20 protein-coding genes are annotated in these 23,653 nt (G+C 62.5%); 3 read left to right on the top strand and 17 right to left on the bottom strand.

Annotated features, from left to right (window positions below):
* Positions 1-115: 115 nt before the first annotated feature.
* Both F3J24_RS08275 and hemL read left to right on the top strand, forming a co-directional pair.
* Positions 116-1,084, top strand: a complete 969-nt coding sequence (locus F3J24_RS08275) for a bifunctional hydroxymethylpyrimidine kinase/phosphomethylpyrimidine kinase (RefSeq protein WP_167004577.1) — start codon at positions 116-118, stop codon at positions 1,082-1,084.
* Positions 1,068-2,372, top strand: a complete 1,305-nt coding sequence (gene hemL, locus F3J24_RS08270; protein ID WP_167004574.1) for a glutamate-1-semialdehyde 2,1-aminomutase — start codon at positions 1,068-1,070, stop codon at positions 2,370-2,372. The genes F3J24_RS08275 and hemL overlap by 17 nt, the downstream gene beginning before the upstream one ends.
* A 98-nt stretch (positions 2,373-2,470) precedes the next feature.
* On the opposite strand, the gene F3J24_RS08265 is transcribed toward hemL, so the two are convergent.
* From F3J24_RS08265 to F3J24_RS08230, 8 genes are all read right to left on the bottom strand, one after another.
* Positions 2,471-3,106 (bottom strand): DNA-3-methyladenine glycosylase I, encoded by a 636-nt coding sequence (locus tag F3J24_RS08265; protein ID WP_167004571.1) that lies wholly within the window; start codon positions 3,104-3,106, stop codon positions 2,471-2,473.
* Positions 3,107-3,244: 138 nt separating this feature from the next.
* Entirely contained in the window at positions 3,245-4,729 is a 1,485-nt protein-coding gene (locus F3J24_RS08260; RefSeq protein WP_167004568.1) for an amino acid permease, read from the bottom strand.
* Positions 4,730-5,014: 285 nt separating this feature from the next.
* Positions 5,015-5,713 (bottom strand): phosphatase PAP2 family protein, encoded by a 699-nt coding sequence (locus F3J24_RS08255; RefSeq protein WP_167004565.1) that lies wholly within the window; start codon positions 5,711-5,713, stop codon positions 5,015-5,017.
* 113 nt (positions 5,714-5,826) lie between these two features.
* Positions 5,827-6,279, bottom strand: a complete 453-nt coding sequence (locus tag F3J24_RS08250; protein WP_041744657.1) for a c-type cytochrome — start codon at positions 6,277-6,279, stop codon at positions 5,827-5,829.
* A gap of 183 nt (positions 6,280-6,462) precedes the next feature.
* Entirely contained in the window at positions 6,463-8,061 is a 1,599-nt protein-coding gene (purH, locus tag F3J24_RS08245; RefSeq protein WP_167004562.1) for a bifunctional phosphoribosylaminoimidazolecarboxamide formyltransferase/IMP cyclohydrolase, read from the bottom strand.
* Positions 8,062-8,147: 86 nt separating this feature from the next.
* The gene (locus F3J24_RS08240) at positions 8,148-8,381 is read right to left on the bottom strand and encodes a Fis family transcriptional regulator (RefSeq protein ID WP_003051481.1); all 234 of its coding nucleotides are present in this window, start codon (positions 8,379-8,381) and stop codon (positions 8,148-8,150) included.
* Positions 8,378-9,442: a tRNA dihydrouridine synthase DusB gene (gene dusB, locus F3J24_RS08235; RefSeq protein WP_167004559.1), complete on the bottom strand. Its 1,065-nt coding sequence runs from the start codon at positions 9,440-9,442 to the stop codon at positions 8,378-8,380. Before dusB ends, F3J24_RS08240 begins: the two co-directional genes overlap by 4 nt.
* Positions 9,443-9,595: 153 nt before the next feature.
* A complete protein-coding gene (locus tag F3J24_RS08230; protein ID WP_240154283.1) occupies positions 9,596-10,360 on the bottom strand; it encodes a M15 family metallopeptidase in 765 nt (254 codons plus the stop codon).
* 179 nt (positions 10,361-10,539) lie between these two features.
* Here F3J24_RS08230 and F3J24_RS08225 point away from each other — a divergent pair, with 179 nt between their 5' ends.
* Positions 10,540-11,061 carry a YqaA family protein gene (locus tag F3J24_RS08225; protein ID WP_205244656.1) on the top strand — a complete coding sequence of 174 codons (522 nt, stop codon included), beginning with the start codon at positions 10,540-10,542 and terminating at the stop codon, positions 11,059-11,061.
* Between the two features lies 1 nt (position 11,062).
* Here F3J24_RS08225 and F3J24_RS08220 read toward each other — a convergent pair whose 3' ends face one another.
* The 9 genes from F3J24_RS08220 to F3J24_RS08180 all read right to left on the bottom strand — a co-directional run bounded on the left by F3J24_RS08220 (position 11,063) and on the right by F3J24_RS08180 (position 23,652).
* Positions 11,063-12,553, bottom strand: coding sequence for a carbohydrate porin (locus F3J24_RS08220; RefSeq protein ID WP_240154282.1), 1,491 nt, complete (start codon positions 12,551-12,553; stop codon positions 11,063-11,065).
* A 105-nt stretch (positions 12,554-12,658) separates the two neighbouring features.
* Complete coding sequence (locus tag F3J24_RS08215) at positions 12,659-13,270, bottom strand: response regulator transcription factor (protein WP_240154302.1); 612 nt, start codon at positions 13,268-13,270, stop codon at positions 12,659-12,661.
* A gap of 1 nt (position 13,271) precedes the next feature.
* A complete protein-coding gene (locus F3J24_RS08210; RefSeq protein WP_205244685.1) occupies positions 13,272-14,369 on the bottom strand; it encodes an ATP-binding protein in 1,098 nt (365 codons plus the stop codon).
* Between the two features lie 101 nt (positions 14,370-14,470).
* Positions 14,471-15,808 carry a TolC family protein gene (locus tag F3J24_RS08205; RefSeq protein WP_167004553.1) on the bottom strand — a complete coding sequence of 446 codons (1,338 nt, stop codon included), beginning with the start codon at positions 15,806-15,808 and terminating at the stop codon, positions 14,471-14,473.
* A 28-nt stretch (positions 15,809-15,836) separates the two neighbouring features.
* A complete protein-coding gene (locus tag F3J24_RS08200; protein WP_167004549.1) occupies positions 15,837-19,007 on the bottom strand; it encodes an efflux RND transporter permease subunit in 3,171 nt (1,056 codons plus the stop codon).
* Positions 19,004-20,149 (bottom strand): efflux RND transporter periplasmic adaptor subunit, encoded by a 1,146-nt coding sequence (locus F3J24_RS08195; protein WP_167004546.1) that lies wholly within the window; start codon positions 20,147-20,149, stop codon positions 19,004-19,006. Before F3J24_RS08195 ends, F3J24_RS08200 begins: the two co-directional genes overlap by 4 nt.
* A 414-nt stretch (positions 20,150-20,563) precedes the next feature.
* Positions 20,564-21,559: a tripartite tricarboxylate transporter substrate binding protein gene (locus tag F3J24_RS08190; protein WP_167004543.1), complete on the bottom strand. Its 996-nt coding sequence runs from the start codon at positions 21,557-21,559 to the stop codon at positions 20,564-20,566.
* 133 nt (positions 21,560-21,692) lie between these two features.
* Complete coding sequence (gene nadC, locus F3J24_RS08185) at positions 21,693-22,562, bottom strand: carboxylating nicotinate-nucleotide diphosphorylase (RefSeq protein WP_167004540.1); 870 nt, start codon at positions 22,560-22,562, stop codon at positions 21,693-21,695.
* Positions 22,563-22,713: 151 nt separating this feature from the next.
* Complete coding sequence (locus tag F3J24_RS08180) at positions 22,714-23,652, bottom strand: hypothetical protein (protein WP_167004537.1); 939 nt, start codon at positions 23,650-23,652, stop codon at positions 22,714-22,716.
* Position 23,653: the final 1 nt, after the last annotated feature.

The following is a 23,653-nucleotide window of genomic DNA, read 5'->3' as shown; positions in this document are numbered from 1 at the left end:
CCAGGTTTTAGGGTCAGTCACAGCTTAAAGGGGCTTCACATAGAATGCAACGATTGTATCTAGTCACAACCCCGGCTCCCACCCTTGCATTCCCGGGTGCAAACTGGGGTGCGCCATGGCATTGAACCCCATCTCCTCCTCCCCCCCTCGCCGCACCCGCCAGGAAGAAGCGACAGAATCCGCTCCTGTCTGCGTGCTTTCCTTCAACAGCAGTGACCCCAGCGGAGCCAGCGGACTCTCGGCCGACATCGCCACCATCTCCTCCATCGGCGGTCATGCGCTGCCGGTGGCCTGCGGTGCCTACGCCAGAGACACGGCGCGCATCTACGAGCACTTTGCACTCGACGATGACGCGGTGACCGAGCAGGCGCGCACGGTGCTGGAGGACATTGCCGTCACCGCCATCAAGGTCGGCTTCGTGGGCAGCCCAGCCAATCTGGCGGCCATCGCCACGATCTCATCGGACTACCCCGACATTCCCATCATCAGCTACATGCCGGACCTCTCCTGGTGGGAGGACGACAAGCAGGATCAGTACCTCGACGCGTTCAAGGAGCTTGTCCTGCCTCAAACCTCGGTGTTGGTTGGAAACCACAACACGCTGTGGCGCTGGCTGCTGCCGGACTGGGAAAACAGCCGTGCGCCCACGGCGCGCGACATTGCCATGGCCGCCGAGGCACTGGAAGTGCCTTATGTGCTGGTCACCGGCATCCCTCTGCCCGACCAGTTCGTGGACAACGTGCTGACTACGGCCCAGTCCGTACTGGGCAACAGCAAGTACGAGATGTTTGATGCCACGTTCACAGGCGCCGGTGATACGCTGTCCGCAGCGATCACGGCCCTGCTGGCCACCGGCAACGACCTGGGCGCTGCGACCCTGGAGGCGCTGGAATACCTGGACCACAGCCTGGATGCAGGCTTTCGCCCCGGCATGGGCCACTATCTGCCGGATCGTCTTTTCTGGGCACAGCCCACCGAGGACGAGGAGTCTAAAGACGAGCAGGCCGAAGACTCCACCGATGACGAACCCGACTCCAAGCCGATTGAAGGCTTTGTGATTCCTTCCCATGACACAAAACACTGATCTGAATACTGCACTGTTCGAGCGCGCCAAGGGCGTGATCCCCGGCGGCGTGAACTCGCCCGTGCGCGCGTTTGCCGCCGTGGGCGGCACTCCCCGTTTCGTGAAGCGTGCACAAGGCGCTTATTTCTGGGACCAGAACGATCAGCAGTTCACCGACTACATCGGCAGCTGGGGCCCCATGATCCTGGGCCACGGCCACCCCGAAGTGGTTGAGGCCGTGCAGGCCGCAGTCCTCGAAGGCTTCAGCTTCGGCGCCCCCACCGAGCGCGAAGTGGTGCTGGCCGAGAAGATTCGCGCCCTCGTGCCCAGCATGGACATGGTGCGTCTGGTCAGCTCCGGCACCGAAGCCGGCATGAGTGCGCTGCGCCTGGCGCGCGGCTACACCGGCCGCAACAAGATCATCAAGTTCAACGGCTGCTACCACGGCCATGCGGATTCGCTGCTGGTCAAGGCCGGCTCGGGTCTGGCCACCTTCGGCGCCTCGTCCTCGGCCGGTGTGCCTGCCGATGTGGCCAAGGACACCATCGTGCTGGAGTACAACGACATCGCCCAGCTCGAAGAGGCCTTTGCCAAGATGGGCGGCGACATCGCCTGCGTCATCATGGAGCCGATTGCCGGCAATATGAACTTTGTGCGCGCCTCGGTGGCCTTCACCCGCCGCATCTCCGAGCTGACCCGCGAACATGGCGCGCTGCTGATCTATGACGAAGTCATGACCGGTTTCCGTGTGGCTCTGGGCAGCGCACAAAGCCTGTATGCCAAGGAGATCGAAGGCTTTGCGCCCGACATCACCGTGATGGGCAAGGTCATCGGCGGCGGCATGCCGATGGCGGCCTTCGGAGCACGCCGCGAGATCATGGAAAAGCTCTCGCCACTGGGCCCCGTCTACCAGGCCGGCACGCTGTCGGGCAACCCGATTGCCACGGCCTGCGGCCTGAAGACGCTGGAGCTGATCAGCCGCCCCGGCTTCCACGCTGAGCTGCACCTCAAGACCGGCCACCTGATGCAAGGCCTGAAGGCCGAAGCCAATGCCGCTGGCATTCCCTTCAGCGTGGACTGGCAAGGCGGGCTGTTCGGCTTCTATTTCCTGCCCGAGCTGCCCACGCACTACGCCCAGGTCATGAAGACCGACGGCAAGGTCTTCAACAAGTTCTATCATGGCATGCTGGAGCGCGGCCATTACTTTGCTCCGGCGCTGTACGAGGCAGGCTTTGTCAGCGCGGCACACAGCGACGAAGACATCGACCGCACCATTGAAGCGGCACGCGAAGTCTTCAAGACACTGTAAATCCCCGCACGCCCGCCAGGCCCTGCAGCCCATGTCTGCAGGGCTTTTTGTTTTTGCGGCAGACAGTGGCCGCACCCGGGCAGCGCACCAACCTTTCCTCAGGGCCGCTGGAAAGCGGCTCTGGCGCGCTCCACTTCGGCTCTGGTGATGCAGCCCGGCGCATGGTCATTGACCATGCCCATGGCCTGCATCAGCGCATACATGGTGGTCGGCCCGACAAACTTCCAGCCGCGCTTCTTGAGCTCCTTGGACAGGGTTTGCGACTCCGGCGTCTGGGCCTGAATGGTCGTGCCCGTCGAGGGCACAGCCGGCTGATAGCGCCAGAAGAACGCGGCCAGCGAGCCTTCGGCCTGGACCATTTCGATGGCCCTCTGGGCGTTGTTGATCGCGGCCTCGATCTTGCCACGGTGGCGCACAATGCCCGCGTCCTGCAGAAGGCGCTGCACATCGGCCTCGCCGAACTGCGCGACGCGCCGGAAATCGAAACCTGCAAAGGCGGCCCGGAAGTTCTCGCGCTTGTTGAGAATGGTCAGCCAGCTCAGGCCGGACTGGAAGCCTTCCAGGCAGAGCTTCTCGAACAGGCGCTGATCGCTGTCCACCGGGAATCCCCATTCGCGGTCGTGATAGTGCACGTAGCCCGGCGTGGCCAGACACCAGCGGCAGCGCTGCTGGCCGTCTTCGGCGGGCTGGGTGGGGGAGCGGGTCGGCGTGGTCTGGGTGGGTTCGGTACTCATGCCCAGCACTCTAACCAATGCAAAAGCCCTGCAGGGCGTTCCGTGCAGGGCTTTTGTTTTGATAGCTTCTCACGATTGATATCAAACGATTTCAGATACAAAACATATTGAAATCTATAAATATCAATCGCTATAAGCTCACTTTTTATCCGCCTGGGCCAGGCGTGAATGGCGCATGCCATAGGCCATATAGATCACCGCACCCAGCGCCATCCAGCCCAGAAAGCGCAGCCAGGTCAGCGTGGTCAGATTCAGCATCAGATAAAAGCACAGCAGGGCCGAGAGCACAGGCAGCACCGGCACCCAGGGCACGCGGTAGCCGGTGCCGGCGTCGGGGCGCTTCTTGCGCAGCAGCAGCACGCCGATGCTGACCAGCACAAAGGCCGACAGCGTGCCGATGTTGATCATCTCCTCCAGCAACTCTACCTTGGTGAAGCCCGCCAGGACTGCGACGACGGCACCCACCATCAGTTGCAGGCGTACCGGCGTCTTGCGCCTGGCCGAGGTCACGCTCCAGCTGCGCGGCAGCAGGCCGTCGCGCGACAGCGCCATCAGGATCCGGGCCGAGCCCATGAGCAGCACCATGACCACGGTGGTCAGACCCAGCAGCACGCCCACGGCGATCACCTGGGCGGCCCAGTTGGCGCCCACGCTGATGAAGGCCGTGGCCAGCGAGGGATTCTCGGCCTTGGCCAGCTCGGTATAGGGCACCATGCCGGTCAGCGCCAGCGTGACCAGGATGTAGAGCAGGGTCACCAGCGCCAGGCCGCCGAAGATGCCGCGCGGCAGCGTTTTCTGCGGATCCCTGACTTCCTCGGCCGAGGTGGCGACCACGTCGAAGCCGATGAAGGCAAAGAACACCAGCGATGCGCCCGAGATCACGCCCAGCCAGCCGTACTGACTGGGGCGGGCGCCGAACAGCCAAGCCAGCATGGGCTGGCCCCAGACATCGGCGGTCACGCCATGCCCTGCCATGGGCGGCTGGGCCGGCGGCACAAAGGGCGTGAAGTTCTTCAGGTCCATATAGGTGAAGCCCACCACGATCACGAACAGGGTGATGGCGATCTTGATCAGGGTGAACACATTGTTGACCCGGGCCGACTCCTGCGTGCCCAGGATCAGCAGCCCGGTGAATACCGTCACGATGAAGAACGGCCCCCACTCCAGGCTGATGGCTCCCAGATGCAGGGTGCTGGGAATATCCACGCCTGCCGTGGCAAACACCGTGGACAGGTAGATGCCCCAGTACTTGGCGATCACCGCGCCGGCGGCAATCATCTCCAGCAGCAGATTCCAGCCGATGATCCAGGCCACGCCCTCACCCAGCGTCAGATAGGTGTAGGTATAGGCGCTGCCCGTGACCGGGACGCTGGAGGCGAACTCCGCATAGCACATGGTGGCCAGCGCGCAGGTGGCAGCCGCCAGGATGAAGGAAAAGATCACGGCCGGCCCGGCAAAGCTGCCCGCCGCGCGCGCGCCGACCGAGAAAATGCCGGCACCGACGGCCACGGCCACGCCGAGAATCATCAGGTCGAACGCGCCCAGGCTGCGTTGAAGTTGACGGCCCGGCTCGTCCGAATCGGCCAGCGCCTGTTCAATGGTTTTGGTTTTCAGCCACTGCATGCATATCTCCAGGCTCTTGGCCGCACTTGTCGTGCGGCGTCTTCGGCCCGGTCCTTTTGTTCAAAACCGCATCCTAGGGATTTCACCAATAATGCGCAGCTTCCCTGCAGCATCACCAGTCTGTTTGCATGTTTTGTGCGGACCCGGCTACACAGCCTTCGTAAAACCGGCTAGCCAGCCGCGTGCTTCACGAAGCCTGCACAGGGCGCATGCACAGCGCCGCAGTCCTGCATGCAAGCGATCACTGACGCAGGATTCGCAATGGACCGGGCCAGCCCCGAAAATTCAGATGCGCGGCGGCTGCGGCGGCACATCGGCCGGGCGAATCAGCACACAGAGAACGGCTGTCAACAGCAACGCCGTGACCACATCCAGCACATGGTGCTGGTGCACCAGCATGGTGGAGGCGCAGATGGCCACACTCCACAGCACCATGAGCACGCACAGCACACGGCGGCCGTGCGGCCATTGCGCCTGGCAGATGGCCAGACAGGTCAGCGCCGTGTAGACGATGTGCAGCGAGGGCAGCAGATTGTGCGGCTGGTCCACAAAGAACATGGTCGAGAAAATGCTGCGATAGGGCTCCACCTCGGGGATCACGCGGTCGAAGGCCAGATTCGCCGGAAACAGCACAAAGACCAGGCCGCAGATCAGCGTGGCCAGCACCTGGCGCTTGCCCAGCGCCGCCGTATCGGGCTGGCCCACCAGCCAGAACGGCAGGGCCAGAAACGGGAAAAACGAGAAATAGACAAAGATGAATTCCGGCACCAGCGGAATCATCGCGTCCCAGCGCGTGATGAAGTCATAGCGATGATCGCGCAGGCTGGCCAGCCAGTTGGCCGTAGGATAGATCGCGTAGGTGGCGATATTCACCCAGATGGCCCAGAAGACAAAGCCGCGCTGGCGCGCCGGGGCATGCACAGGCCCGTGCAGGGCTTGATCGGCTTGGCTCAGCGCAGGAGCGGGCGCGGGCGGTTTTCTCATGTGCGAATTATGAAAGCAAGGCCGGCCGCCCTGCGCAGGCTACAAAGCAAAAAAGGCTGGCAGCACAAAGCGCTGGCAGCCTTTGAATTCACGCAGGATCTCGGAAACCCGGCTTATTGAGCCGCAGCCGATGGTGCCTGAGCCGACAGTACCCAACGGGCCATCTGCAGAGAATCGGCCTCGCTGATTTGCGGGTGGCGCGGCATGATCACATTGCCCCAGACACCCACGCTGCCGCTGCGAATCTTGTCTGCCAGATAGCTCTGGGCATCGGCTTGCGAGCCGTACTTCTGTGCGATCTCCGTAAAGCCAGGGCCCACAAATTTGCGGTCCAGACCATGGCAGCGCATGCAGTCTGCGCCCTCCACCAGCTTTCGGGCCGCCGCCAGCTCGGGCTTGGCTGCCACCAGCGCATCCGCCGCCTTCTCAGCCGTGCTGACCCGCATGATGCGCCAGCCGATATTGGCCACACCCAGGGCCGACGCCAGCATGACCAGCCCGATCAGCCAGCCAATCCAGCGCGGTCTGGGCGGATAGTTTTCTTCGTCGTCGATGGGATCTGTCATACCAAGCACCAGATTCAAAAAAGAATGGCCAGCAAATGCCGACCACAGAGCACAAAGTACAAAACTGGCGCGCCCTAAAACCAGAGACACCAAGGAAGCGCCGCCGCGCACCGAGGGTGTCGTCCCCCTCCGGCGCTAAGCGCCAGAGAGGGGGAAGGCGCGATAGCGCCCCAGGGGGAGCAATTAGTGCCTGAAATGGCGCACGCCGGTGAACACCATGGCCACGCCACGCTCATTGGCCGCATCGATCACTTCCTGATCGCGCATGGAGCCGCCGGGCTGGGCCACGCAGGTCGCGCCTGCATCGACCACCACGTCCAGACCGTCACGGAAGGGGAAGAAGGCATCCGACGCCACGACGGTGTTCTGCAGCGACAGCTTGGCGGCTTCGGCCTTGATGGAAGCAATGCGGGCCGAATCCAGGCGCGACATCTGGCCGGCACCCACGCCCATGGTCATGCCGTTCTTGCAGAAGACGATGGCATTGGACTTGACGAACTTGGCCACATTCCAGGCGAACAGCAGATCATTCAGCTCTTCGGGCGTAGGCTGCTTGACGGTCACGACCTTCAGGTCGGCCAGCTTGAGCTCATGGTTGTCGGAGGTCTGCAGCAGCAGGCCGGAACCGATGCGTTTGGATTCGATGGCGTTGCGGCCGTTGTCCCAGTCGGTCACGCCGCCGGCAGGCAAAGCGATCTTCATCAGGCGCACATTGACCTTGGCCTTGAAGATTTCCAGGGCTTCGGCGCTGAAATCGGGGGCCATCAGCACTTCGACGAACTGCTTGGACACGGCTTCGGCAGCAGCCTTGTCCACAGGGCGGTTGAAGGCAATGATGCCGCCAAACGCGCTGGTGGGGTCGGTCTGGAAGGCCTTGGAATAGGCTTCGAAGGCGTTCGCACCCACGGCCACGCCGCAGGGGTTGGCGTGCTTGACGATCACGCAGGCGGGGGCGTCAAAGCTCTTGACGCATTCCCAGGCAGCATCGGCGTCGGCGATATTGTTGTAGCTCAGTTCCTTGCCCTGCAGCTGCACGCCCGTGGCCAGCGAACCGGGAGCGGGGTACAGGTCGCGGTACCAGGCGGCTTGTTGGTGGCTGTTTTCACCGTAGCGCAGATCCTGGATCTTGACGAACTGGCTGTTGCTCTGGCCGGGGAACAGATCACGTGCGGGCACGTATTCTTCGCTGAGCTTTTCGTCTTCGAACTTGACCGAGGACAGGTAGTCGCTGATGGCTCCGTCGTACTGGCTGATGCGGTTGAATGCAGCAACGGACAGCGCAAAGCGCAACTTGTCGGACAGCTTGCCGGCAGCCTTCAGCTCGCCCAGCACGGCCTCGTACTGGTCGGCAGCAGTGACCACGCCCACATCCTTCCAGTTCTTGGCGGCAGAGCGCACCATGGCGGGGCCGCCGATGTCGATGTTCTCGATGGCGTCTGCCAGGGTGCAGCCGGCCTTGGCCACGGTGGCTTCGAAGGGATAGAGATTGACCACCAGCAGGTCGATGGTCTCGATGCCGTGTTCCTTGAGCGCGGCCATGTGCTCAGGCAGGTCGCGGCGAGCCAGCAGACCGCCGTGCACCATGGGATGCAGGGTCTTGACGCGGCCATCCAGCATTTCGGGGAATCGGGTGACTTCAGCGACTTCGGTCACGGGCAGGCCCTTGTCAGCCAGCAGCTTGGCAGTGCCACCGGTGGACAGCAGCTGCACGCCAAGAGCGTGCAGGGCCTGCGCAAATTCGACGATACCGGTCTTGTCAGAGACGGAGATCAGAGCTTTCATGGGCGTCAATTCAAAGTTTGGATAAAAACAAGCTGCAAGTGCAGATGGATCAGCGCTTGCAGCTATGGATTCGGTAGCCTCGTCGTTCAGAGCAACTCGTGATCGACCAGCTTTTTGCGCAGGGTGTTGCGGTTCAGGCCCAGCCATTCGGCGGCGCGCGACTGGTTGTTGTCGGCCTGGCCCATCACCACTTCCAGCAGCGGTTTTTCAACCAGACGAATCACCATGTCGTAGACATTGGCCGGTGTTTCGCCCTCGAGATCGCGGAAATAGCCCTCCAGGCTATCGCGAACGACTTGTTCTAAATTCTGATGGCTCATGCAGTCATTTCTGCCGGTTCATCCAGCTCGCTGCTTGCTTCAGCAGCGGCCGTGGCCGCCGGGATACGATCCATCTGCTGCCCCAGGGCATCCAGATAGTCGGCCACGGCCTGCCATTGCACCGCACAGTCCTCAATGGTGTTGATGTGTTTTCTGAACTCTTCCCCGCCCGGCAGAGCACGCAGATACCACGCAATGTGCTTGCGGGCGCTGCGCACGCCGACTCCCTCGCCGTACAGGCTGTAATGATCTTGCAGATGCTCGAGCAGCAAGCGGCGCAGCTCGGCCACCAGGGGCGCAGCCATATGCTCGCCGGTAGCCAGAAAGTGCGCAATCTCGCGGAAGATCCACGGCCTGCCCTGCGCTGCGCGGCCGACCATGATGGCGTCCGCCCCCGTGTAGGCCAGCACATCGCGGGCCTTTTCGGGGCTGTTGATATCGCCGTTGGCCACCACTGGCACCCGGACCGCCTGCTTGACGGCCGCAACCGTGTCGTACTCGGCAAAGCCCTTGTAGCCCTGCTCGCGCGTGCGCCCGTGCACCGTCAGCATCTGGATGCCGACATCCTCGAACTGGCGCGCCAGCAAGACAGCGTTCTTGTGCGCGTCGCACCAGCCCGTGCGCATCTTCAGGGTGACGGGCACGTTGTAGGGGCGTGCGGCCTCCACCACGGCCTGGGCAATTTCCACGGCCAGCGGCTCGTTCTGCATCAGGGCGGAGCCCGCCCATTTGTTGCAGACCTTCTTGGCCGGGCAACCCATGTTGATGTCGATGATCTGCGCGCCGCGCTCGATGTTGTAGACGGCGGCTTCGGCCATCATGAGCGCTTCGGTGCCGGCGATCTGCACGGCAATCGGCCCGGGCTCGCCTTCATGGTTGGCACGGCGGCTGGTCTTGAGACTGTTCCACAGATCCTTGCGGCTGGTCACCATCTCGCTGACCGCATAGCCGGCCCCCAGGGCCTTGCACAGCTGACGAAACGGCCGGTCCGTCACTCCCGCCATGGGAGCGACAAACAGACGATTTGCCAATGGAATATGACCAATGTGCAGGGCGGGCATGGGAAAAGCTGGCTTCGGCGGCAGACAGGGTCTGGCGCAAACCGGGCGCTGGAAAAGAGGGCCGGATTATACCTGCCCAAAATTTCAGCAGAACCAAACGCCATGCATCACCCTGCGGGTCGAATCACTATCGGGGGCTGCGGCGCCGGCGCCTCAGTTGCTGCGCACCGGCATGTCGAAGTACTGCTCGGGATAGGGCTCTCCGACCAGCGTGTAGTGCCACCATTCCTCAGGCAGATTCTTCCAGCCATTACGCTGCATCAGGCTGCGCAGCCAGCGCCGGTTGTGCTGCACATCGGGCGACTGCTGGGCATTGTCGGTATGCGACTGCTCGTCAAACAGATCGAAGGGCGTGCCCATGTCCACCTCGATGCCGTCGGCCAGCGGACCCCGCACCCACTTGCTGGCACGTTTGGCATCCACCACCAGCAGCGTCATGTCCACGGTGCTGGCACGGCTGTGCCCCGACTTCTCGGCAATATAGCCGCGCTTGAACAGCTCGCTCTTGGGCACGCGCGGGTAATACATGTCCTTGTTCTTCTGGTCGGCCAGATCACGGCCCCAGCGCACAAAGTCGTCAACGGCCTTCTGCGGGCGGTAGCAGTCATAGACCTTCAGGGCCAGGCCCTGCCCTGCCAGCTCGCTTTGAACGGCTGCCAGGGATTCGGCAGCCGCGCGGCTGAGCCAGCATTCCCCGGCCTCATAACCGGCCACGGGACGGCCCAGGAAGTTGTGGCGCGTGGCATAGCGCATATCCTGGCGCACGCCCGGCGCCCGCGTCGCCAGCGGCACCAGATCGGCGGTGACTGCGGTTGCAGGTTTGGCACCAGATGGCGCTATGGTCTTGATTCCATTGGTACAACCAGCTATCAAAAGCAAAGCAACAATCAGGCCTGCTGCCTGACTCGGTCGCGTCATTTTTTTCAGAGGGCCCAAAGCCATTCTTACTCCCGTTAATCTGGCGTTACCGGACAACACCCGTGTACGCATTTGTAAAAGCAACCATACATCAGCAGCCTGCCACTATGGCTCATGACTGATGAATGACAGGAGGCAAAATTCAGGGAATTGGATGAGCCGCCTAAACTAGCCGCCCTATGGAAGCGTGGATACATCAGTTGCTGCAATGGCTGGCCCTGCCCGAGCTGGGCCTGAGCACCGTGTTTGTCGTGGCCCTGGTCTCGGCCACCCTGCTGCCGCTGGGCTCCGAACCCGTAGTGGCCGCACTGGTCTCAGCCAACCCCGATCTGTTCTGGCCCGCCATTGTGGTCGCCACTGCGGGCAACACGTTGGGAGGGGCCATCAGTTGGTGGATGGGACTGGCCGCCCACCAGGCTTGGAACAAGGCCAAAAAGCTGCGTCGGCATGGAGAGCCGCCCCCCCAGAACATGCACCACAAGTCGCGCTGGAACCGCATCGCCCGCTACTGGCTACGCAAGTACGGCGCCAAGGCCTGCCTGCTGAGCTGGCTGCCCGTCGTCGGCGACCCACTGTGTGCGGTCGCCGGCTGGGTGCGTCTGCCTTTCTGGCCCTGCGTCGCCTATATGGCAGTTGGAAAATTCCTGCGCTACACCTTGATGACCGCAGGCCTGCACCAGATCATCCTGCGGTTTTTCTAGATCAGAACTCGGTATGCAAACGCACAGCCAGTGCGTTGACGGGTCCACGGTCCGCGTTGTATGCAGGGTTGCGGATATGCTGCCAGTCAAAGCTGATGCTGGATTGTTTGCTGATCCCCACGCTGTAGAACATCTCCAGAATGTTCTCAGGCTTATAGTTCAGACGCCCGTCACCAATAAACGGCCCCGTCCCGCCCTCTGCCAGATACTGGCGGTGTGTGGAAGAAAGGAAATTGCGCGCCACGCCAACACCCAGCGTGTCGTTCGCTCTTCCCCATTTGCGCCCCTGAATCAGCAGGCCTGCAGAAAGCGAGCGGTCGATTTCCGTGAAGGCATAGATTTCCGTTTTGCCATCCGCCCAGCTGCCACGAGCAAACAGGCCCACGTCATCGCTCAATGCCTGCTCCAGGTTGATGCCGAAGCCATGCTTGCTTCTGGCACCGTAGCGCGCGGCATTGAGATCAGGCACTCCTCCTGTCTGCGCCGCCAAGTTCAGGGCATCGTCATAGCGGGTCATCACAGCGTGGTTACGGAAGACCAAAGCCCGCAACTTGCCCGGCTGGCCCGCCAGCGTGTGCGCGTGGGCAACTTCCAGCTGATCGCCATAGTGTTTGAAAAATCGATAGTCCAGCGGCTGACCGTTGGGCTCCTTGGGCTGGATGAAGCGGCCGAAGCGCACCTCCCAGTCGTCGTGAAACCATTCGAGCACCGCACCCCAGCTATAGCCCCTGGCATCGGCTGCATAGTCAAACGCGCCTTGAGTCATCAGCGACCAATTCATGAACTGCGTGCGCGGATCATGGTTGTAGCGGTTGTCGTCAAAGACATCGATGACCGCCAGATTACCCACGGTGAGCACAGTTCGACGCTTGTCCACCATGCCTGCCAACTGCCTTGCCTCTGACTCCACGGCCTCTTGCTCGCCGCCATGGCTCCAGGTCTGGCGCAAGAAGGCTCGGGCGCGATAAAGCTTCAATCTTGCGCCCGAAGTTTTAGCCAATTCCCCATTGGTAAAACCGCCCAGGCCAGTCAGTCCCGACAGCGGAATGCCCTGCGCGCCTTCCAGATCAAGATAGACCTCAGCCCCGGCCCATGGTCGGTACCCGAAAGATGCAGTGGTCGTGAAGGAGTAGCTGCGTTCACGCTCCGGCCGCAGGCTTTTCTCTCCTGTATAAGGGGCAAGAAAGGACGGTTTGCGCTGCCAGACATAGGTGGCCTGGAACTTGGCATTCCACTTCTCAGGCTCTATGGTTTCCTCACTCAAATCAGCTACCGGCCCTGCAGCAGCAGCTTCACTGCCGACCCCAGCTGACGCTGCACTCTGCTGCGCATGAGCGGTCAGCCCCCATGTCATGCATAAGGACACCAAACTGCCGGTGCAAAGCTTGCCGAAAAATTTTTTGTTATTGAATGTTCTTTGCTGACGCATTGACAGCTCCTGGCGAGCCCGCCATTGTGAACTGGCAACCCGCACACGCTCCAGAAAATTCATGCGCAATCGGCACATGGAAACCGGCACGAACAAGTTTTACGTTCGCCGTACAGGCACCTGCGACCCAGGAGGTAGCTGCCCTGTGGGCCAACTAGGTGCCCACAATCAGCGGATGCTCAGCTTCTCCAGCATGCGCACCAAGTCGGCGACCGAGCCGGCCTCCATCTTGCGCATGGCTTGAGAGCGCCTGACCTTGATCGTGATTTCGCTGACATCCAACTCGCCTGCGATCTGCTTGTTGAGCAGGCCTCGCACCACTCCAGTCAACACGGACTGCTCTCCGCTGGACAGCGAATTCCAACGCGAACGCAGCTCCAGCAACTGCCCATCCTGCGCACGGCGCTGGCGATCAAGGGCAATGCCTTGCTGTATGGCATCCAGCAAATCCTGATCGCGAAACGGCTTGGGCAGAAACTCTATGGCCCCGGTCTTCATGGCTTCCACACTCATGGGAATATCGCCATGCCCGGTAATGAAGATGGTGGGAAAGCGCAAACCCAGCTCCAGCATCTGTCGCCTGAACTCCAAGCCGCTTTGGCCTGGCATGCGAATGTCCAGCACCAGGCAGGCAGGCCCTTCAGGCGGGCTCAGCTCCAGATGCGTGAGGAAGTCCCGCGTTGCACCAAATGCCGATACGGACAAGCCCACGGACAGCAGCAAATCTTCGATGGCGACACGCACCGAGGCATCGTCATCGATCACATATACGGTTTCCATCTCAGCCAAGCTTTTTCCCTCCTGCTGCATCCCCTGCAGCCACGAAAGAGGCGATGGTGACATGGAACACAACTCCGCTGCGGTCGTCCTCACGATCGGTGGCCCAGATACGGCCGCCATTGGCTTCCGCCATATTGCGGCAGATGTTCAGTCCCAGTCCCATACCCTCGCGCTTGGTAGTCCAGAAGGCATCGAAGAGATGGCTTTTTGCAGACATTGACAGCCCTTCCCCGGCGTCCGTCACCGTCAGCTCCAGCTGCTGTCCCAGGGACTGCGTGGCAACCATGATGCGCCGCTGCACGACCGGTGTGTCCTGCATGGCGTCCATCGCATTGAGCAGCAGATTGCCCAGTACCTGCAGAAACTGCACGCGGTCGCACCATGCTGGCGCCAACCCTGAGGCCAGTTGCAAGTCCATGGCAATGGAGCGCTGATTCAGATCGGCCCCCGAAAGGTGCACCATCTCGCGCACGGCGTCATTGAGATCGAACTTCTGCTTGCTTGGTGCCTCGCCACGCGCCATGGAACGGATGCGTGCAATGACATCGCTGGCCCGCTGGGCATCGCCGAGGATGCGCTCCAGCGCCTGGCCCGCCTTTTCAAGATTCGGCGGCTGCTGGGCCAGCCAGCGCTGGCAGGCATTGCCGCTGGTGACAATGGCTGCCAGCGGCTGGTTGACCTCATGCGCAATCGAGGCAGTCACCTGCCCCAGGCTCGTGGCCTGGGTGATGCGCAGCAGCTGGGTCTGTGCCGCATGCGCGGCATTCTGGGCCGCAACCATCTTCAGGCCCAGATAGGCGGTAATCACGATGGCCAGAATGCTGATACCGGTATTGATAAGCCCCGTGCGATAAGCACCAGCCGGGGTCAATGCAAAGCTGGCCAGGGTCAGTGCGATGCACAAGCCCGTGATGGCGATCACCAGCCGAGGATTGAACCAGCGCACTGCTACCAGAATGATGGCCGTATGAAAAACAGCTGCTGCCACCGCGTATTCGGTCAGCGTATCCAGCGCAAAAATGACGGCCATGGCCGCAGCCATGGCAAGCAGGATCAAGGCCTGGCGCAGATGCAGAAAGCGTTGCGGTTCGGCGGTCATGGCGTGCAAGGTCGTGCCCAGAACGTGAAAGATTCGACGATTGTGACTCATGGCACAGCGCATGACGTGCGCCCGCCATCCCTGCCCGCCCGATTCACCCGTCACAGCGCAGGCCGCTGACCTATGCTCAGTTGCAGATCGACCGTAGCCTTGGCCAGATCGGCTTCGGCCTGCAGATAGCCCAGATAGGCATCATCGGCCGAGCGCTGAGCCGACAGCAGCTCCAGCAACGAAGCTTCGCCATGGCGGTAGGACAGGCGAATGCTCTCCAGCACGCGCTGCGCATCGGTCAGCACATTGCTGCGGTAGCGCTCCACGTTCTCCCTGGCGGCAGCAAAGCGGAAATAGGCCGAGCGCACATCGGTCTCGGCCTTGTGCTGCGACTGCTGCAGGCCCAGCATGGCCTGAGTCACGACAGCCTCGGCCTGCAGCACCTCGCCACGGTTCAGGCGCGAGAACGGAATCGGCACGCTGACCGATACCGACAGCATGCGCGAGCGGTTGCCCGCGTCATAGGGGTTGCCCTGGTTGTCGACGCCCGCAACCGTGGCCGGGATGGTGGCCATGCCCACGGCCAGCGTGGGATTGACCCAGCGGTTGGCCTGAGCCACGCCGGCGTTGTCGCGCGCATTGTCCAGCGTGGCCTGGGCCACCCGCACATCGCTGCGCGCATCAAGCGCCTGAACCACCAAAGCCTCGATGTTCTTGTTGTTCGCAAAGGGCTGGAAATCGCATTGCAGGTCTTCCGAGCTGAAAACCTCGGACAGCCTGCGTCCCAGAGGAACGCTCAGTGCCAGACGCGAAGTCTGAGCATCGGCACGTGCCTGAGTGACATCAGTCTGAAACTGGTCACGTTCCACGCGCGACTGCCGCCACTCCACCGTGCCTATATCGCCGGCCTTGCGTCGCACCTCGTTGGCCTTGACCACATCGGACAGTGCCTTGAGTGTCTGCTCCTTGCGCTGCAGCGCCTGCTGGTCGCGGCAGGCCTGGGTGAAGTCCTGGGCCGCATCGGAAAACAGCTGAGTGCGAAAGCCCTCGACACCGGCTTCAGCCAGTCTCACCTGACTGCGCGCGGCACGGACGCGGGCCGAGCGCTTGCCGCCGGTCTCCAGTTCCATGCTGACTTCGTAGTTGCGGTTCAGTGGGCGCGGCGTACCGGCTCTGACCTGCTCGCGCGAGGCGCCCAGCGTCAGCTGCGGATCGGGACGTATGCCCGCGATACCGATGCCAGCCCTGGCCGACACCACGTTCTGTTGCTGGGACTGCAGGTCCAGGCTGTTCTGCTCGACAGCGCTCAGATAGTCGGCAAAGTTCAGCCCCGCTACTGCTGACAGTGCCGGAGCCTGCGCGGCAGTCTGCGCCAGCGCCGCACCGCCCAGGCCCAGCGCTGCCAGCAGCAGGGTCAAGCACTTGAGGGAAGAAATGGGAAATTGCATGCTATGTCCAGTTTGATCGGCAACCTGCTCAGGGAGCCATGCGCTCCGCAGCGGCAACATTCGTCACCGGGTCTTCGCTGTCATCGTCGAGTTCGCCGCGCTCGGCGGCGCGCCTGCGCTTGCGCTCCGCCGCACGCTGGGCACGCAGTTCGATCACGTAATAGAGGTTGGGCAGCAGCAGCAAGGTCAGCAGCGTGGCACTGACCAGGCCGCAGACCACCACGGTGGCCAGGGGCCGCTGCACATCACTGCCCAGGCCCGTGGCCAGCATGGCCGGCGTGAGGCCGAAGGCCGCCACCGTAGCCGTCATCAGCACCGGTCGCATGCGACTCGAAGCTCCTTCATGTACCGCAGCACGCAAATCCAGTCCGTCCTCACGGCGCAGCCGGTTGATCTGCGAGACCATGAGCACCCCTGACAGCACGGCCACGCCGAACAGCGCGATAAAGCCCACGGCGCTGGAGACATTGAGCGTCATGCCGCGCAAATGCAGGCCCGCAAAGCCGCCGATCATGGCCAGCGGCACCACGCCCAGCACCAAGAGCGGCTGGCGCAGATTGCCGAACTCGCCGAACAGCAGCACCAGCATGATGCCCAGCGTCAGCGGCAGAATGACCAGCAACCGTGCCTCGGCGCGCTGCAGGTTCTCGAACTGACCGCCCCACTCGATGTGGATCTTCTGGTGGTCGTATTGGAGCTGGGCGTCGATGGCGTCGTGTGCATCCTTCAGAAAGCCCGCAAGGTCGCGATCGCGCACATTGAGCTTGACCAGGATGTGGCGCTCGCCGCCCTCACGCACGATGACACTCTGACCCACGGTGGTGCTGATGCGTGCCACTTCGGCCAGCGGCACCTGAGCGCCATTGGCAGCGGCCAGGCGCAGCGCACCTATGGACTCAGGGCTGTTGCGCGTGCCGGGCGCAAAGCGCACTGTCATGTCGTAGCTACGCTCGCCCACATAGAGCTGGCCGATGGAAGCACCGCCCACGCCGGTGGAGATCAGCTGGGCCACTTCGGCCGCGTTGATGCCGTAGCGTGCAGCGGCCGCACGGTCCAGATCGATGCGCAGATTGGGCAGCGGCGGCTCGATGTCCACTGCCACATCGGCCGCGCCGGGAACCTTGGACAGAATGGCCACCATTTCATCAGCCACGCGCCGGTCCTCGGCCAGGTCCTGGCCATAGACCTTGACGGTCAGATCGCTGTGGGCACCCGAGAGCTTGTCCTGCACGCCGTCGATCATGGGCTGCATGAAGCCCACGGTATAGCCGGGCAGCTTCTCAAAACGCTGGGCCATCTTGGCGATCAGCTGCTGCTTGGTCAGGCCGGATTTCCATTCGCCATAGGGATGCAAACCCACGCTGGCCTCGATGTGCGAGGGCGTCCAGTAGTCCGTGCCATCGTCATTGCGACCCGTCTGGGTCACGATATAGGACACCTCAGGAAACTCCAGCGTGGTGCGGCGCAGCTCGTCGGCCATGTCGCGCGCCTTGTCCAACGTGATGCCGGGCGGCATCTGCACCTGCAGCCAGATCGAGCCCTCGTCCAGATAGGGCAGGAAGTCACGGCCTATGGTTCCCGCCAGCAGCACCAACGCCACCAACGCCGCAGCTACCGCTCCGACCAGCCAGCGCATCTGCCCCACGGCAACGCCGAGGAAGTGATCGTAGCGCTCACCCAGCCAATGCAGCACGGGGTTGTGGAAGATCTTGCGCGGTTTGCGGAACGCCAACCAGGCCAGAGCCGGCGTGAGCAGCAACGCCACGGCCAAAGCACCTACCAGGGCCGCCCCCACGGCGCTGGCCATGGGAGAGAACAGCTTGTACTCGATGCGCTCGAAGCCGAACAACGGCAGATAGGCAGCGGCGATCACGCACATGCCGAAGAAGATGGGGCGTGCGACCTGCAGCGTGGCGGAAATCGCGTCACGCGGTGTCAGATGCCGATTCTGCTCGGCCTCGCGCCGCCGCAGAATGTTCTCGACCACCACCACCGAGCCGTCGACCAGAATGCCGAAGTCAATGGCTCCCAGCGACAACAGGTTGGCCGGAATCTTGGCGTGATGCATGAACACAAAGGCCAGCAGCAACGCCATGGGAATCGTCAGCGCCACGATCAATGCCGCACGCGGACTGCCCAGGAACAGCAGCAGCACCAGGGTCACCACAATCATGCCCTCGGCCAAAGTCTTGCCCACGGTATGCGTGGTGCGCTCAATCAGCGTGGTGCGATCCAGGTAGGGTACGACCTTGACATCAGCAGGCAGCAGCTTTTCATTGAGCTCCTTTACCGCGGCGTGAATGCCTTCCAGTGCCTGCGAGGGGTTGGCCCCCTTGAGCAGTAGCACAATGCCTTCCAGCGTGTCGGAGTTGTCGTCCTTGCCCAGAATGCCGCGGCGCTCCACATTGCCGTAGGTCAGGCGCCCCAGATCCTTGACCAGGATGGGCGTGCCGTTGTCCGAGGTCTTGACCACCACATTGCCCATGTCGTCCAGCGAGCGCAGCAGACCCACGCCGCGCACCACATAGGAGACCTCGCCACGGTCGATGACGCTGCCGCCACCGCTGGCATTGTTGGCATTGATGGCCTCGATCACCTGGGACAGGGTCAAACCATACTGCAGCAGGCGCGCGGGATCGAGCTCCAGCATGAACTGCGTGGTCAGACCGCCAAAATTGGTCACGTCCACCACGGACTGGGCTTTCTTGAGGCGCGGAATCACCACCCATTGCTGCAGCTCAGACAGCTCGCGCAGGCTGTGCGTGGCGCTTTCCAGCGTGTATCGATAGACCTCGCCCGTGGGCGAGCTGTAGGGGTCCAGCGAAGCACGCGCGCCATAGGGCAGATCGACCTCATCCATACGCTCCTTGAGGCGCTGGCGTGCCCAGTAGCCATCAACCCCGTCCTCGAACACCACGGTGATCAACGACAGGCCGAACAGGCTGCGCGAGCGCAGCACATGCATGGCCGGCGTTGCCAGCAGTGCACGCTCCAGCGGAATCGTGATCTGCTGCTCGATTTCCTCGGCCGCCAGGCCGGGCACCTGGGTCACGATCTGCGAGGTCACGTCGGCGATGTCCGGGTAGGCTTCCAACGGCAGCTGCTTCCAGCTGAAAACGCCATACAGGGCCGCGAAAATGAAGATCAGCCAGACCACGCCGCGGCGGGCAAAGCTGAGATTGACGATGCGCTCGATCATTGCAGCAGCACTCCACCGTTGACGACGATGCGCTCGCCTGCCGCCAGGCCAGAACGGATCTCGACCTTGCCATCCTGCTGCACGCCAACCTGCACGTCACGCGGCTCGAAGCGCGCCCCCTTGTCCGTGCGGCCCTTGTCCACAAACACCCGCGTGCTCACATTGCCCTGCAACAGCGCCGTGGCCGGCACCATGAGGGCATCGCGTCCCGGGCCGTCAAAGCTCACGCGCGCAAACATGCCGGGGCGCAACCGGCCCTCGCGGTTGTCCACGGCCACGCGCACCTTGACGCTGCGCGTGGCGGTATCGACGATCTCGCCCACATACTGCACACGGCCTTCAAGCTTGAGATCGGGATAGGCTGTCAGCGCAATATGCGCCTCCTGGCCCACATCCACATGGGCCAGATCGCGCTCGGGCACGTTGGCACTGAGCCAGACCTTGCTGAGGTCGGCCACGGTCATCACCGAAGCATTCACATCATTCCAGTAACCGCCTTGCGAGCCCCCCATCTCCACCACCCGGCCGCTGATGGGAGACTTGACCACATAGCTGCCGCGCGAGCTGGCTTGCACATCGGCGCCCAGCTGGGACAGCCGGTCTGTCGCGGCGCGCGCATCGGCACTGGCCGCGGCCAGCGACTGCTGTGCTGCTTCATAGTCCTTGCGTGCTGCAATTTCCGCATCGAACAGCAGTTTCTGGCGATCGAACTCTTGCTTCGCATGCAAGAGCGCGGACTGCGCCTTGGCGTTGTCGGCACGAGCGCTGGAGATATCGGACGAATCCATGGTGATCAACGCTTCGCCAGCCTTGACAGGGTCCCCCAGTTGGCGGTGCAGGCGCACCAGACGACCGGCAACCGGCGGCGTGATCTTGACCAGCTTCTCGGGTTCGGCCTCGATATTGGCGGTGGCGGAGATCAGCGTCTGCATCTGCTCCTGCGTGACTTCGGCCAGCTTCAGTTGCGCCAGCACCGGTGATTGCGCTGGCACCACGACCAGATTGCCTTCGCGACGCAAAGCTGTCTGGCTATCGGCATCGGTGGCCGGGGCTTGTTTGTCCCCATTGCATGCGCTGAGAGCCAGGCACAGCAGCAGACATGCAGCCCCCACGGGGCGATGAAAATTCAGAACTGGTTTCATAAGAAGCAAACAGTGGCATCAATATGGTCAGGGCAGATCCCGGCCCGAGGCCGATGCTGCCCTGTCCTCACAACTCCTTCGTGACAGGAGCACGCGTGCAGCGAAACAGACAAGCACAAAGACACGTGCAAGGCCGCGCGCCACGGCACCGCAAATCCAATGGGAACCCCTCCTTAAGATGGACGGCAAAGCAGCCGTCGCAGTGCCAGGGTCTGCTGCCCTGCTCCTAGCCTCGAATTATCAAATCCGGCCTGCAACAAAGCGAGTCTTCCTTGGGAATATGGGACTGTTTTTTGGTTGGCCTCGCCTATACCTTGGTATAGCCAGTTCGTCACAGGCCTGAAACAAAACAGGCTATCGCTGCCGGTAGCCTGTCGGAACTCTTCACCAGGGGCAACAAGCGCTCGGTACGTCTCAGTCTGCCTTGAGCCCAAGCTGCGCCGTCACGGCTGCATAGCGTTCCATATCTGCCTCAATGAGCTGACCGAACTGTTCCGAGCTTTGACGAACCAAGGTGTAGCCTTGCGTGCGCAAAGACTGCTGCATCGCCGGCTCGGCCAAGATCTGCGTCAACTCCCGATGCAAACGGACAACAACCGCCTCTGGTGTTGCTGCTGGAGCCAGCAAGCCATGCCACTGCTCCAGGGCAAAGCCCGTCACACCCTGCTCGGCCAGGGTCGGAATACCTGGCAGAGATGCCACGCGAGTCGACGCCGTGACGGCAATCGCCCGTACACGTCCGGCATCAATCAATGGCGTCGCACTGCTGGCCGTCACCAGGCCCAGCGGAACCTGGGCCGCAGCCACTGCCGTGATGGCCGGGCCGCAGCCCTTGTAAGGCACATGCTGCATGCTGGCGCCAGTGACCTGAGCCAGCATCTCGCCCGCCATATGCTGGGGCGTACCATTGCCGCAACTAGCGAAGGCCTGCGGTCTGTCGTGTGAGGCCTGTGCCAGCATATCCACCAGGCTGTGAATGCCGCTGGACTCAGGAACCACCAATACCGAAGCAATGGTGCCCGCATTGAACACCGCCTTGAAGTCTTTGTGCGGATCAAAGCCCAACTCTCGGTACACGCCAGGGTTGATGGCAAAAGAGCTATTAGCCATCAGCAGGCTCGTACCATCGGGTGCGGCCTCCGCCACAATACGCGCGCCGATGTTGCCGCTGGCACCTGGCCGGTTTTCCACCACCACAGGCTGACCTATGCGCTGCTGTAGCTCAGCCCCCAACTTGCGTGCCAGCAAATCCGTGCCTCCGCCTGGCGGAAAGGTCACGACGATGGTGATGGGCTTTTCAAAACGAGCCGCTGCAGTGCCCGCGCGGGTATGCCAAAGTCCCGCTGCGGCCGTCGCCAGAACGGCTGCCGCCAGCACCAGCGCTCCTCGACGCTTATAAGTCAATGACATCACAGCCTCGCACTTGCTGGCCAAGCCCACGCAAGGCACAACCCAATCCAGAGACGCCGAGCAAGAGCCGCCTCGCAGCTATGGCGTCGTCCCCCTTGGGGGAAGCGGCAAAGCCGCTCAGGGGGTAATCCATTTACGCATCCAGCCCAATATCAAGCACCTTGGCACTGTGCGTGAGCCAGCCCACGGCGATCTGATCCACGCCCGTAGCGGCCACGGCTGCTGCGGTCTCAGGCGTGATGCGGCCCGAGGCTTCGGTAATGGCCCGGCCCTTGCACATGGCCACCGCCGTGCGCAGATCCTCCAGGCTCATATTGTCCAGCAGCACCACATCCACGCCCAGCTGCAGCGCCACCTCCAGTTGCGCCAGCGTATCGACCTCCAGCTCGATCTTGACCATATGGCCCACACCGGCGCGGGCGCGCCCCACGGCCGTGGCCACATCGCCAGCCAGGGCAACATGGTTGTCCTTGATGAGCACGGCGTCGTCCAGGCCAAAGCGATGGTTGCTTCCGCCTCCGACGCGCACGGCGTACTTCTGCAAGGCTCGCAGGCCCGGCATGGTCTTGCGCGTGCAAGTCACCCGCGTGCCGAAAGGCTTGATGGCCTGGGCAATCGAATGCGTGGCCGTGGCCACGCCGCTGAGATGACAGAGGTAATTGAGCGCCGTACGTTCGGCCGTGAGAATGGCCCGGCTTTTACCGCGAATGCGGGCGATCTCCATGCCAGGCTTCAACAGCGTGCCGTCTGCGCAGCGGACGTCAAACTCCAGGCGGCCGTCCATCAGCACAAAGGCCAGACGCGCCAGATCGAGCCCGGCCAGCACGCCCTCCTGCCTGGCCACCAGGCGCAGCTCATCCACGGCGTCGGCGGGAACAATGGTGTCGGTGCTCAAGTCTCCGGCACGCCCCAGGTCTTCCAGCAAGGCCATGCGCACCAGCGGCTCCAACATCACATCGGGCAGGGAGGGAATGGGCAGGGCCTCAATCTTATTAATGCTCATTTTGAGTATTTATAGTTCAATAAAAAGCGCGAAGGCGTCCAGATCACTGCCACAGCTCGCGCAAGCCGACTTATGCTAAATCTGAGCATTATTTAAGTCAAGCCGCTGCCGCTGTGAAAGCAGTCTTTCATCCAGAGCAGGGATCAGTCGGTCAATGACTTCTGGCCAGAGGCAACTTGTTGCCTGCGATGGCGCGCTCCAGCATCACATTGCGCCGGAAGCGGAACAGCTTGGCCGGGCGGCCCGCGCCCACGGCCGTCACCTGGCCGGTTTCCTCCACCAGCGCCTGCTGCTCGATCAGACGACGGAAGTTCTGCTTGTGCAGACCGCGCCCGGCCAGCGCCTCCACGGTCTGCTGCAGCTGCAGCAGCGAGAATTCCTCGGACATCAGCTCGAACACCACGGGCCGGTACTTGATCTTGGCGCGCAGGCGGGCCATGCCGGTGGCAAGAATGCGGCGGTGGTCGTTGCCCATGGCCGCACCGGGCAGCAGCGAAGCGGCAGCATCGCCCTCCCCCTCTCCCCAGGCTTCGGGCACCACGGCGGCCTCGAACAGCAGCTCGTAGCGCTGCAGCACCAGCTCCTCGTTCCACTCGTGCTCATCGAGACCAAAGGTCATGGCCGCTCTTTGCCATCTGGCGCTTCTGGCCACGCTGTCCGAAGCTTGTTCGCTCCAGGCATGCAGCGCTGGCGCAATGCGCTCGGCGATCACACCGGGCATGCCTTCGCGCCAGTCCTCCCAGGGGAAGTAGCGGTACCAGTCCTGCCAGCCCGGCTGGGCGGCACCGGTCTCGTCCAGCTCCTGCGTCAGCGCCAGATAGCTGATGGAGATGACATGCATGCCCAGTTGCTGCGAGCGCTCGCGATCCGCAAAGGTATAGAGCTGCTCCACAAAGCCCAGCGGATGATGGGTCTGCTTCTCCACCCAGGCGCGCAGGCTGGCCTGCAGCGAGCGGTGGTTGCTGGTAAAGGGCCCGGCAGGCAAGGCCCGCCCGGACCCAGTGGTCAGGATACGGGGCTGGCCGCCCGTGACGGCTACCAGCACTGCCACCAGATCGGCCTGCACGGAATGCAGTTCTGAATTGTTCAAA

This window comes from Comamonas sp. Tr-654, assembly GCF_011752915.1.
Classification (GTDB): Bacteria; Pseudomonadota; Gammaproteobacteria; order Burkholderiales; family Burkholderiaceae_C; genus Comamonas.
Note: the sequence above shows the minus strand (reverse complement) of the source record. Positions and strands in the feature narration are given on the sequence as shown.

What these genes read in the sequence shown, in the direction of transcription:
- F3J24_RS08225 (WP_205244656.1), top strand. Translation starts at nt 10,540, where the DNA reads ATGGAAGCGTGGATACATCAGTTGCTGCAATGGCTGGCCCTGCCCGAG.
- F3J24_RS08260 (WP_167004568.1), bottom strand. Translation starts at nt 4,729, where the DNA reads ATGCAGTGGCTGAAAACCAAAACCATTGAACAGGCGCTGGCCGATTCG.
- F3J24_RS08240 (WP_003051481.1), bottom strand. Translation starts at nt 8,381, where the DNA reads ATGAGCCATCAGAATTTAGAACAAGTCGTTCGCGATAGCCTGGAGGGC.
- hemL (WP_167004574.1), top strand. Translation starts at nt 1,068, where the DNA reads ATGACACAAAACACTGATCTGAATACTGCACTGTTCGAGCGCGCCAAG.
- F3J24_RS08220 (WP_240154282.1), bottom strand. Translation starts at nt 12,553, where the DNA reads ATGAATTTTCTGGAGCGTGTGCGGGTTGCCAGTTCACAATGGCGGGCT.
- F3J24_RS08210 (WP_205244685.1), bottom strand. Translation starts at nt 14,369, where the DNA reads ATGACCGCCGAACCGCAACGCTTTCTGCATCTGCGCCAGGCCTTGATC.
- F3J24_RS08265 (WP_167004571.1), bottom strand. Translation starts at nt 3,106, where the DNA reads ATGAGTACCGAACCCACCCAGACCACGCCGACCCGCTCCCCCACCCAG.
- F3J24_RS08190 (WP_167004543.1), bottom strand. Translation starts at nt 21,559, where the DNA reads ATGTCATTGACTTATAAGCGTCGAGGAGCGCTGGTGCTGGCGGCAGCC.
- F3J24_RS08275 (WP_167004577.1), top strand. Translation starts at nt 116, where the DNA reads ATGGCATTGAACCCCATCTCCTCCTCCCCCCCTCGCCGCACCCGCCAG.
- dusB (WP_167004559.1), bottom strand. Translation starts at nt 9,442, where the DNA reads ATGCCCGCCCTGCACATTGGTCATATTCCATTGGCAAATCGTCTGTTT.
- F3J24_RS08255 (WP_167004565.1), bottom strand. Translation starts at nt 5,713, where the DNA reads ATGAGAAAACCGCCCGCGCCCGCTCCTGCGCTGAGCCAAGCCGATCAA.
- F3J24_RS08215 (WP_240154302.1), bottom strand. Translation starts at nt 13,270, where the DNA reads ATGGAAACCGTATATGTGATCGATGACGATGCCTCGGTGCGTGTCGCC.
- F3J24_RS08230 (WP_240154283.1), bottom strand. Translation starts at nt 10,360, where the DNA reads ATGACGCGACCGAGTCAGGCAGCAGGCCTGATTGTTGCTTTGCTTTTG.
- F3J24_RS08200 (WP_167004549.1), bottom strand. Translation starts at nt 19,007, where the DNA reads ATGATCGAGCGCATCGTCAATCTCAGCTTTGCCCGCCGCGGCGTGGTC.
- F3J24_RS08195 (WP_167004546.1), bottom strand. Translation starts at nt 20,149, where the DNA reads ATGAAACCAGTTCTGAATTTTCATCGCCCCGTGGGGGCTGCATGTCTG.
- nadC (WP_167004540.1), bottom strand. Translation starts at nt 22,562, where the DNA reads ATGAGCATTAATAAGATTGAGGCCCTGCCCATTCCCTCCCTGCCCGAT.
- F3J24_RS08250 (WP_041744657.1), bottom strand. Translation starts at nt 6,279, where the DNA reads ATGACAGATCCCATCGACGACGAAGAAAACTATCCGCCCAGACCGCGC.
- F3J24_RS08205 (WP_167004553.1), bottom strand. Translation starts at nt 15,808, where the DNA reads ATGCAATTTCCCATTTCTTCCCTCAAGTGCTTGACCCTGCTGCTGGCA.
- purH (WP_167004562.1), bottom strand. Translation starts at nt 8,061, where the DNA reads ATGAAAGCTCTGATCTCCGTCTCTGACAAGACCGGTATCGTCGAATTT.